Below are 7,985 nucleotides of genomic sequence, written 5' to 3'. Positions count from 1 at the left end.
TTTTAAGTCTTCAAACTATTGATTTGTCTAGGTTCTGAGCGTTGTCGGGGCTTGTTTTCCCTCAACCGCGCATTTACCAATATAGGGTTTTCATTTTCTAAAGTCAACCCCTTTTTTTGAGAAATTTGGCACTTTGGGCAATCTTCTTCTTACAGATTTTCCTCAAAGCTACATATGCTATGGTGTTTGAGCGCGAAAATTAAGTTTATTCTTTTAGAAATTGGGAAAACTAGAACATGTCTTTGTATTTTCAAGAAATTGTTGCTGCTTTGAATCAATTTTGGAGCGAACGCGGATGTTTAATTGCTCAACCCTATGACACTGAAAAAGGGGCGGGAACAAAAAACCCCAGTACAGTTTTGAGAGCATTAGGTCCTGAACCCTGGTCAGTTGCTTATGTCGAACCTTGCAGAAGACCAACGGACGGTAGATATGGAGAAAACCCTAATCGTTTTCAACACTATTATCAGTATCAAGTTTTAATTAAACCTTCCCCTGATAATATTCAAGAGATTTATTTAGATTCTCTAAAATCCCTGGGCATTAATCCAGGAGATCATGATGTTCGTTTTGTAGAAGATAACTGGGAAGATGCTGCTGTTGGTGCTTGGGGTGCTGGCTGGGAAGTTTGGCTTGATGGAATGGAGGTAACGCAGTTTACTTATTTTCAGCAATGTGGAGGAATTGACTGTAAGCCAGTATCTATTGAAATTACCTATGGTTTGGAAAGATTAGCGATGTATCTGCAAGATGTGGATGCAATCAATAAAATTAAGTGGAATCAGGATACTAGCTATGGGGATATCTTTTTACAGTCGGAGATTGAACAATGTACTTATAATTTTGAAGCTTCCGATCCTGATTTATTGTTTAATCTTTTTAGTTTGTATGAGAAGGAGGCAACCCAGTTGATTGAAAAAGGATTAGTGATGCCCAGTTTGGATTATGTATTGAAATGTTCTCACTCTTTTAATTTATTAGATGCTAGAGGTGTGATTGCTGTTACAGAGAGAACTCGTTATATAGGCAGAATTCGTAATTTAGCTCGTAAAGTGGCTCACTTATATTTGGAGCAAAGAGAAAGTTTAGGTTTTCCAATGCAAAAAGTTTAAGAATTCAATTTATTGGTAGGGGCGGGGCATATAAACTCTTCGGGAAACCCGAAGAGACAGCCCCTTGCGAATGGCTATTCGTCCTTTAATCAATATTTAAATTTCTGAAGGAATCGGCACTAACGGTTTATAACCTCAAAATATCCGCTCAATTTTATAATACAAAAGTAAGACTAACCTGAAATAGCGATCGCCTAGAGTTTCACGAAGTAAGATCGCATTTACTATAAATTACTTCAAAGATTAATTAATTCTATTTCCTTTTATAGTGATAAAGATTTACCATAACTAATCAGGCTCATTATCTTCTGTTGGTAATAAATAGTAGCGTGCAAGTTCCTCGTATTCATCCAGAAACTATTGAAGCAGTACAGCAAGGGGTTGATATTGTTGAAGTTATTTCTGATTATGTAGTTTTAAAGAAAAAAGGGAAGGATTATTCAGGATTATGCCCTTTTCACAATGAAAAGACTCCTAGTTTTAGTGTATCCCAGGATAAGCAACTATATTACTGTTTTGGTTGTGGTGCGGGGGGTAATACTTTTAAGTTTTTAATGGAGATTGGCAAACAGTCTTTTGCTGAGGTTGTATTGGATTTAGCCAGACGTTACCAAATTCCCATACAAACGGTTGAACCCGAACAAAGACAAGATATCCAGCGTCAGCTTACTCTAAGAGAGCAACTCTACGAAGTGTTAGCGGTAGCAACTAATTTTTTTCAACACGCTTTGCATCAGTCTCCAGGGGAAGTTGCTTTAAATTATCTCAAGGAAACTCGAAACTTAGCAGATTCGACAATTAATAGTTTTGAGTTGGGATATGCACCTGGGGGATGGGAAACTTTATATCGTTATTTAGTGGAACAAAAGCGTTATCCTGTGAGTTTGGTAGCAGAAGCAGGATTAATTAAGCAGCGTAAGGAAGGCAATGGTTATTATGATGTTTTTCGCGATCGCGTTATAATTCCGATTAAGGATACTCAGGGTAGAGTCATTGGTTTTGGTAGTCGTACTCTACAGGAAGAGAATCAACCCAAATACTTGAACTCTCCTGAAACTCCTCTATTTGATAAAGGTAAAACACTTTTTGCTTTAGATAGAGCGAGAAAGAGTGTTGCTCAAGAGGATAGAGTAATAGTTGTTGAGGGCTATTTTGATGTTATCGCCCTTCATGTTGCTGGTATCACTAATGTAGTAGCATCTTTGGGGACGGCTTTTACTGATTACCAATTGAAACAGTTATTGCGCTACACTCCTTCTAAACAAGTGATTCTTAATTTTGATGCGGATAAAGCAGGAATTAAAGCCACCGAAAGAGCGATCGCAGAAGTTAAGGATTTAGTGTATGCTGGACAGGTACAATTGCGGGTGCTTAATTTACCTGGTGGAAAAGATGCGGATGAATTTATCAGTAGTAGTGATGATGCTATAGATATTTATCGTGATTCGGTTGATGATGCTCCTTTATGGTTGGATTGGCAAATTAATAATTTAATTACGGGTAAAAACCTCAAAGCTGCGGATGAAATGCAACAGGTAGCCAAGGGAGTAGTTAAGTTACTCAATCGTTTACAAGATGCTAATCAACGTAATTACTATCTCAATTATTGTGCAGAAATTTTATCTCAAGGAGATGGTAGACTCGTACCACAAAATTTAGCTAATTTAAAGGCACAATTAGCACCTGAGTTTCGCAAAAAAAGCAATTTAAGAACTAATAAAAAGCAGATTAAGACATCTCCTAAAATAGCTTTAAGTATTGCAACCAGTCCTGAAGAGGAGTTACTAGAACAAGCAGAATCTTTATTACTTTTAATTTATATTCATTGTCCTCGTTATCGAGATAATATTATTAGTAAGCTGGAGGATAAAGATTTATATTTTACTTTACCTAATCATCGTTTTCTCTGGCAAGAAATTATTACTATTGAGCAAGAAAAGAGCAATAAACAATTTGCTCTAGATAACTTTATTTTAGAGCAACTACATAATCGTAGTGTAAATTTTTCTCAAGATATGAAATCTTTAACTAACTTATTTTATCTTGACGAAAAAGCCCAAGAAGATGTTTTTCGCGCTGCTGCTAGAATTGAAAATGCGATCGCTTCTTTAGAACAAGTAAGCTGTATTAAATATCAACTTTATTGTACCGAACAGTTAGAAAATATCAATCCTTTAGTAGATGGCAATAAGATACAACATCTTTATGAAGAGATTCAATACAGTAAGAAGCGTCTTCAAGAATTAGAAAAAATCAGGCTTTCGGCAGAAAGTTAGCTATAGCTTAAATTGATATTATTTTGTTGTTCAACTAAAAAATTTATAATACGCAGCATTTTAAAATGAATCGTGAAAACTGTATAAGATTATAGCTTGTCAATTCATTAATTGAACCTACATTAAGATAAAATTTGGTTAATAAGTTAAAGGAAAACCTTGAGAAATAATTTCTCATATTTGTGAGGTATATTTGAACCCTTATCTTGGTATGTATTTTTTCTAGATTCATTTCAGAAACACTATATGTTATTTTAAATATGTAGCGTTCTGATTTGTGTCTGAAACCTTTGTATTCTACAACACTATAATTTATCGATCTCCAAGAAGCTAATGCCTATTATCGACCAACAATTTCCTAAAAATATAATCAATAATTCTCGATTTTCTCTAGAATATTTTTCCAATAGTGAAGTAACAAAAGATGATGGACAAGATGTTATTAACAGTTTAACCAAAAAACAAAAAACTCTTCCGCCTCGCTATTTTTATGATGCAAAAGGTTCACAACTATTTGAAGATATTTGTCAGCTTTCTGAATATTATCCTACCCGTACCGAAGCTAGTATCTTAAAACAATATGCTAATGATATTACCAAGGTTACGGGAAAAGTAGAATTAATAGAATTAGGTAGTGGTAGTTCTACTAAAACACGCTTCTTACTAGATGCTTATCAAACTTTAGATTATCCTTTAACCTATATTCCCATTGATGTTAGTGGTAGTATTCTTAAAGAAAGTGCTAATAGCTTACTCACAGATTATCCTACTCTCAATATCCAAGGAAAAGTCGGTACATACCAACAGTGCTTAACGAATATTAAAGCAACAGATAAGCAACCAAAAATGGTATTGTTTTTAGGCAGTACCATTGGGAACTTTAATCATCAAGAATGCGATCGCTTTATTGATTTAGTTACTGATTCTTTAAACTCAGGAGACTATTTTTTACTAGGTATTGATTTACAAAAACCCCAAGAAATCTTAGAAGCTGCATACAACGACATTCAAGGAGTAACGGCTGCTTTCAATCTCAATATGTTGCAACATCTGAATTGGAAGTTTCAAGGTAATTTTGACATTAATCTGTTTAAGCATCAAGCAATTTATAATAATCAAGAGCATCAAATTGAGATGTATTTAATTAGCAATCAAGCTCATACTGCAACTTTACAAATATTAGATTTAGCGATCGATTTTGCTGAGGGTGAAACGATTCGTACAGAAATTTCTCGTAAATTTAATATAGAACAAATGACAAAGTATTTAGCTAACAAAGAATTAGTATTACGTCACAGTTATACTGATACTAAGCAATGGTTTGGTTTGTTACTTTGTCAAAAAAGATAAGTAGGTAGGCGAAATAATTTATAAAACTCGTTCGTTAAAATTTTTACCGAAACCCCATACCCCTATTTTATGTTTAATTATTCAATGTTTAATAAAGTGGAGTTACTTAAATAGCTAATTTAGGTATTGACACAGATAATTCTGATTAAGATTAATACTTGGTGATTTGTGAGTAATTAACTCTACATTACCTTGTTGATTTATCTTCCAGGTTGTAGCTTCCATAATAGAAGATTTTTGAGGAGCTTCCATAGCCGATAAAGGTATAATCATGGTGTTTGCGCTCTCAATTGTTGGTAATCTTAAATCGTTCCAAACTGTATAATTTCTCAGAGATTGGATTGGGTTTTCAGGTAAACCGCCTTTTCCTGCAAGAGTAAAATTATTAATTCCAAAACTACAACTAGGAGTTATTTGTTGCGTGACATCTGTGAGGTTAATGGGTAATGGTTCTAGCTCGATTGGGCGATCGCTCAATCGAGTTTTAATGTCTACATTACCATCCAAACCAAACCGAGAGCTAGCAATAATCTGACTATCAAAAGAGGCAAAGAAGCCTTGGGTCAAAATGCTAATATTTCCACCATTACCTTCTAAGGCATCGGCATTAATTTGACTGTTTGCGAGCAAAGTAACTAAATCGGCATTAATGCTAATATTGCCTCCATTAATACTAGATTGGCTGTTAGCAAAAGTGCCTGTAGTTTCTGCGGTAATTACACTAGCCTGACGTAAGAGTAATGAATCTTCAATATTGAGATTGATGTTACCACCTTGTCCAGAAGTACTAAAAGCAGCGAGACTACTTTAGACTTGTCCGAAAATTAAATTTGTGGGAAAAAAGAGAGAAAAATGACAAAGATATAAAGATTATTTAATGGTCAATCCTTTAGAACATATTCGTCTTCATCCAAAAGTAGCCAAGCAACTTATCGGTTTAACCTTACCTCAATTAGAACAGTTAATTAAGCAAGCGATCGCTAAAAACAAAGAAAGGAAAAAAGCAGCGGAAGACCACAAAATTCGAGTAAATAAAAAAGGGGCTGGTCGAGCCAAAAACTTATCTGAGGAGGCAGAAATTTGTTTGACTTTTTTCTATTTAAGACAGATGCCTATTTTTGAGGTATTAGGAATAATGTTTGATGTCAGTCGCACGACGGCTAATGATCTCTTTCATTATTGGCTGCCAATTTTAAGAGATTTACTTCCCTGTAGTCTCTTAGAGGAATGGCAAAATTCAATTAAAAATGATGAATTTGTGCAAGAATTATTGACAAGTTATGAGTTATTGATAGATAGCGCAGAACAGCAGAGAGAAAGACCTAAGAACTATCAAGAGCCGAAAAAATTCTTCTCAGGCAAGAAACAAAAACATACTTTTAAAAATCAATTTGTTTCCTTACCCAAAGGGAGAGATATTGTGGATGTAATAGTAGGAGAAAGAGGTCCCGAAGCCGATGTAAATTTACTGCGAAAACAACAAGATAATTTCTCTGAGTCGCAAAACTTTAAAGGAGATAAAGCCTATATCGGGGCTAACCGCACAATAACACCTCAGAAAAAACCTCCCAAACGAGAGTTAACTCTAGAGCAAAAAGAGTCAAATAAACTTATTTCTCAATCACGAATTTATGTAGAACATCTGATTCGTCTTATCAAAATTTTTCGAGTGGCTGCGGAAAGATTTAGACTCCATTCTCGAAGCTATAAACAAGTTATTCTCGTAATTTGTGGATTGGTAAGATTCAGGATAGGAGCTTTGAAGTTTTGATTTTAAATATTAGAAAAAAGAGAAATAGGGACGAAATAGCTCAACTCTTTTTTTGCTTCATTACTAATATTAATACTTTCAATCCCTGATGTTACTGTACTGACTGGCATTTTTCCTAAAATTTTCAACCTGGGTCAAAGCTAGTCACAGAGTTGTATGCAGATTTTCGGACAAGTCTTTTGATTGTCTAAAACCAATTGCTCGGTATTGATTGTCAAATTACCACTATTTCCGATACCTCGATTATTGAGAGAGATGATTCCATTGTTTTTAATGATTAGTTTAGGCGTATTTATCGTAATACTACCTGTTTGGGAAAGCATTATGAGTGTTTGTCGTTGGTTATATCATCAGTAGTACAATCCAAGTATTCGTCACTCGCAAACAAATGTCGCAAAAGATGGGAGAAGCAGAAAAGAAAACTATTGCCATTAGTACTTTCTATGATCTTGTCTATAGTCTATTGCCTCACTTAATGGGTATTCTTCGCCATATCCCATCGTGCTGTTAAGAAATGCTATAAATCGATTTTGGAAGTTCGTTGATGTAGGTTTAACTTGACTCTCTAGTTAAGTAGAGAGTTTAAGATAGAAATCCAATAAAAGACCAACTATCAGTTGAATTAAGAATGTCAAAACTCTTATCTAAAATAACTATTACCGTAGTGGCGATCGCCATATCGACGTTCGGAACTTTTTATCTCACTTCGACTTCCAAAGGCAATAATACTGTTAATAGCAGTAATTTAGCGATCGCCAATGACAATCATGAATCAGCCACTTTAGTCAGTGTTTGGGACAAAGAAACCGAACCAGATTATTTAGGGACAAAAGAAATGACCGTGTATCGATCTCCTTCCTGTGGTTGCTGTGGTGTCTGGGTAGAACACGCTCTTAAACATGGCTTTAAAGTTGAAGATCTCAAAACTGAAGAGATGGAAGCCTTAAAGCAAAAGCATAATATCCCCCCAGAATTAGCATCCTGTCATACAACTATTATTGATGGTTATGTGATGGAAGGTCATATTCCTGCCGATGATATTAAACGTTTTCTCACTGAAAAACCTCAACTAGCTGGTTTAGCCGTACCTGGAATGCCCATCGGAACGCCAGGAATGGAAGCGCAAGATATCAAACAACCATTTCAAGTATTGGCGTTTAATGACAAGGGAGAAGTCGAAGTATTTAAGGAATATCAATCTTACTGAATTCAACAGGTTCTCTAACAGAATTAATTATGGTTAAATTTAACCGTCGCCAGTTTATTGTTTTAGGCACTGCCGGTACGGGAGCAGCTATAGTTGGTAGTTGGTTGCATCAAGAAACTATGTCTAGTCAACCTTTACCACTCTCATCTGCAAATGCTGCTTCTGTTTATCAAAGTAGCGATGGATTATTAGAACTAGACTTAGAAGCCAGCGAACGTCCCGTAAATTTAGGCGACAGACAGGCATACCTCTTAACCTATAACGGACAA

Annotated in this window: 7 protein-coding genes; 6 read left to right on the top strand and 1 reads right to left on the bottom strand. The window is 35.2% G+C overall.

The genetic code is table 11. The annotated features are described in order from the left end of the window. Window positions 1-236 precede the first annotated feature (236 nt). From glyQ to egtD, 3 genes are all read left to right on the top strand, one after another. Window positions 237-1,112 carry a glycine--tRNA ligase subunit alpha gene (glyQ, locus tag H1P_RS28895; protein ID WP_144874250.1) on the top strand — a complete coding sequence of 292 codons (876 nt, stop codon included), beginning with the start codon at window positions 237-239 and terminating at the stop codon, window positions 1,110-1,112. Between the two features lie 329 nt (window positions 1,113-1,441). Continuing rightward, a complete protein-coding gene (gene dnaG, locus H1P_RS28890; protein WP_144874248.1) occupies window positions 1,442-3,388 on the top strand; it encodes a DNA primase in 1,947 nt (648 codons plus the stop codon). A gap of 333 nt (window positions 3,389-3,721) precedes the next feature. Beyond that, window positions 3,722-4,738, top strand: a complete 1,017-nt coding sequence (egtD, locus tag H1P_RS28885; RefSeq protein ID WP_144874246.1) for an L-histidine N(alpha)-methyltransferase — start codon at window positions 3,722-3,724, stop codon at window positions 4,736-4,738. A gap of 114 nt (window positions 4,739-4,852) precedes the next feature. Here egtD and H1P_RS28880 read toward each other — a convergent pair whose 3' ends face one another. Next, window positions 4,853-5,368 carry an S-layer family protein gene (locus H1P_RS28880; protein WP_144874244.1) on the bottom strand — a complete coding sequence of 172 codons (516 nt, stop codon included), beginning with the start codon at window positions 5,366-5,368 and terminating at the stop codon, window positions 4,853-4,855. A 247-nt stretch (window positions 5,369-5,615) separates the two neighbouring features. Here H1P_RS28880 and H1P_RS28875 point away from each other — a divergent pair, with 247 nt between their 5' ends. The 3 genes from H1P_RS28875 to H1P_RS28865 form a co-directional block, all read left to right on the top strand. Next, a complete protein-coding gene (locus H1P_RS28875) occupies window positions 5,616-6,509 on the top strand; it encodes a transposase family protein (protein ID WP_144874242.1) in 894 nt (297 codons plus the stop codon). Window positions 6,510-7,137: 628 nt separating this feature from the next. Beyond that, a complete protein-coding gene (locus H1P_RS28870) occupies window positions 7,138-7,716 on the top strand; it encodes a DUF411 domain-containing protein (RefSeq protein WP_144874240.1) in 579 nt (192 codons plus the stop codon). Window positions 7,717-7,745: 29 nt separating this feature from the next. Further along, window positions 7,746-7,985 (top strand): twin-arginine translocation signal domain-containing protein (locus H1P_RS28865; protein ID WP_144874238.1); only part of this gene is annotated, 240 nt, incomplete at its 3' end.

Origin of the sequence: Hyella patelloides LEGE 07179 (assembly GCF_900659865.1) — a bacterium.
GTDB classification, from domain to species: domain Bacteria; phylum Cyanobacteriota; class Cyanobacteriia; order Cyanobacteriales; family Xenococcaceae; genus Hyella; species Hyella patelloides.
The sequence above is the reverse complement of the archived record's forward strand: the minus strand, read 5'-3'. Positions and strand labels throughout refer to the sequence as shown.